2 protein-coding genes are annotated in these 1,809 nt (G+C 44.7%); both read left to right on the top strand.

All coding sequences use genetic code 11. The annotated features are described in order from the left end of the window. Positions 1 to 24: 24 nt before the first annotated feature. Entirely contained in the window at positions 25 to 477 is a 453-nt protein-coding gene (locus IC21_RS03810; protein ID WP_029143127.1) for a type I-E CRISPR-associated protein Cas5/CasD, read from the top strand. Then, complete coding sequence (locus IC21_RS03805) at positions 478 to 1,785, top strand: type I-C CRISPR-associated protein Cas8c/Csd1 (RefSeq protein WP_155116789.1); 1,308 nt, start codon at positions 478 to 480, stop codon at positions 1,783 to 1,785. Positions 1,786 to 1,809 lie beyond the last annotated feature (24 nt).

Raw genomic sequence — 1,809 nt, 5'->3', positions numbered from 1 at the left:
ATTCGCCCACAAGCGTACATTTAAATGATAGAGCGTCTTCCCATTTTTTTCCACTCATCTGCCCTTCGAGTAAAATTTTACACATACTATTTCACAGATGATGACCGGCAGTTACGCCATTCAATCATGCTGCGAGATGTTGCCTATATTATAACGGCAGAAATGCATCTAATGAACCCGACGATGGAAAATAAGAGGAAGTATGCATCCATGTTTTTGCGGAGAGTGGCCAAAGGGCAGTGCTTTTATCGCCCTTATCTCGGGACAAGGGAATGTTCACTTCACTTTTCCCTGCCTGAAGACGATGATCAGGCAATACCCGATACAATGGATATTGGCCCAATGTTATTCGACTTAAAATATCCCGCAGATCCCGGACAAAAAAATGCGCGTGCGATCCCCTATTTCTTTAATGCCAAATTGGACCGGGGTATATTGCATGTGCCCGAGTATTTATATAAGGAGGTGGATGGCTGAATGTATATGCGCAGATTGGTGGAGTTCGCCGAACAGCATGCCAATGATTTGCCGCCTGTCGGATATGCCCGGAGAAGTTATCAATGGTTTGTTGTAATTACACATGATGACCGTTTTGAATTTATTCAGGCTGATCGGGGGGAACAGCGTGTTATCCCGAATCGCAGCCGTGCATCGGGTGTGTCGCCTATTTTGCTTACTGACAAGGCGGAGTATGTATTCAAGCTGCCTAAAAATCCCGCCAATGCAAAAAGAGCAGCGGAATGCCACCTTGCATATATGAAGTTATTGAAAGAATGCTGTGAGGCCACACGCAATGAACTTGTTCAAAAGATCGTGCAGATATTGGAAAGGCAAGACTGGCAGATTCCAGACGGTATGAAATCTACTGATGTGATCTTGTTTCGGACGGAAGCGGGCGATTTTCCCCATGAAGACAATAAAGTAAAAAAGTTTTGGGAGGATTTTCTAATAAAGAATAGCTCAAAGGAAGAGAACGATAGTGTTTGCTTCATTTGCGGACGTTCTGCACCGGCAGTAAAACGCCATACCATTGAATTTTCTGTGGGAAAAGAAAGGACAAAGCTTATTTCTGCCAATGAAAGTGCCTATCTTTCATACGGATTGGAAAACTCGGAGATTGCACCTACTTGTTTTGAATGTGAACAAAAATACGGGCAAGCGCTCTCGTACTTATTGAGAAAATATGCAAACAAAAAGCAGCACGGCGGCCCGCATATGATGGAAATCGGCAATGTAACATACGTTTATTGGGCAAGGCAAAACGATCCGGAAACGACCAGCATGTTTACGTTTCTATCCGACCCGGATCCTGTTGCAGTCCGGAGAATTCTATCATCGCCGTTCAAACGGGCCGAAAATCACGGTTCTTTAGATCGTATATGTATTTTAGCACTTTCAGCAAACAAGGCCAGAATGGTTGTCCGCGACTATGCAGAGCCGCCTGTATGGAAGGTGAAAAACCAAATCCGGCAATTTTTTGATGCACAACAAATTGTGGGAGCGCCAAAACCGGCCAGCATTTATTTATTGGCGGCGTGCATGTACCGTGACGGCAGAAAGGAAATGCAGAAGGAAGATGTTCAGGACTGGATGAACTGGGCACTTTATGGCAAAAGACTCTCAGAGCGGATCGTAGCAAAAATCGTGAGAAGAATTCAGGCAAGGGGCGGTATGACATGGATACATGCAGCAGCAATAAGAAGCTGGCTAATTAGCCAAAACAAGGAGCATTCCTGTAATGAAGGAAATTTGAGGTTTGCACAAAAAAGAGCCCCCCTGGTATGATACGAGGTGTCCAGAGCTTCAAAA

The organism is Heyndrickxia coagulans DSM 1 = ATCC 7050, assembly GCF_000290615.1.
GTDB classification, from domain to species: domain Bacteria; phylum Bacillota; class Bacilli; order Bacillales; family Bacillaceae_C; genus Weizmannia; species Weizmannia coagulans.
The sequence above is the reverse complement of the archived record's forward strand: the minus strand, read 5'-3'. Positions and strand labels throughout refer to the sequence as shown.

Excerpts from the sequence above, each read along its gene's own strand:
- IC21_RS03810 (WP_029143127.1), top strand. The coding sequence starts at position 25 with ATGATAGAGCGTCTTCCCATTTTTTTCCACTCATCTGCCCTTCGAGTA.
- IC21_RS03805 (WP_155116789.1), top strand. The coding sequence starts at position 478 with ATGTATATGCGCAGATTGGTGGAGTTCGCCGAACAGCATGCCAATGAT.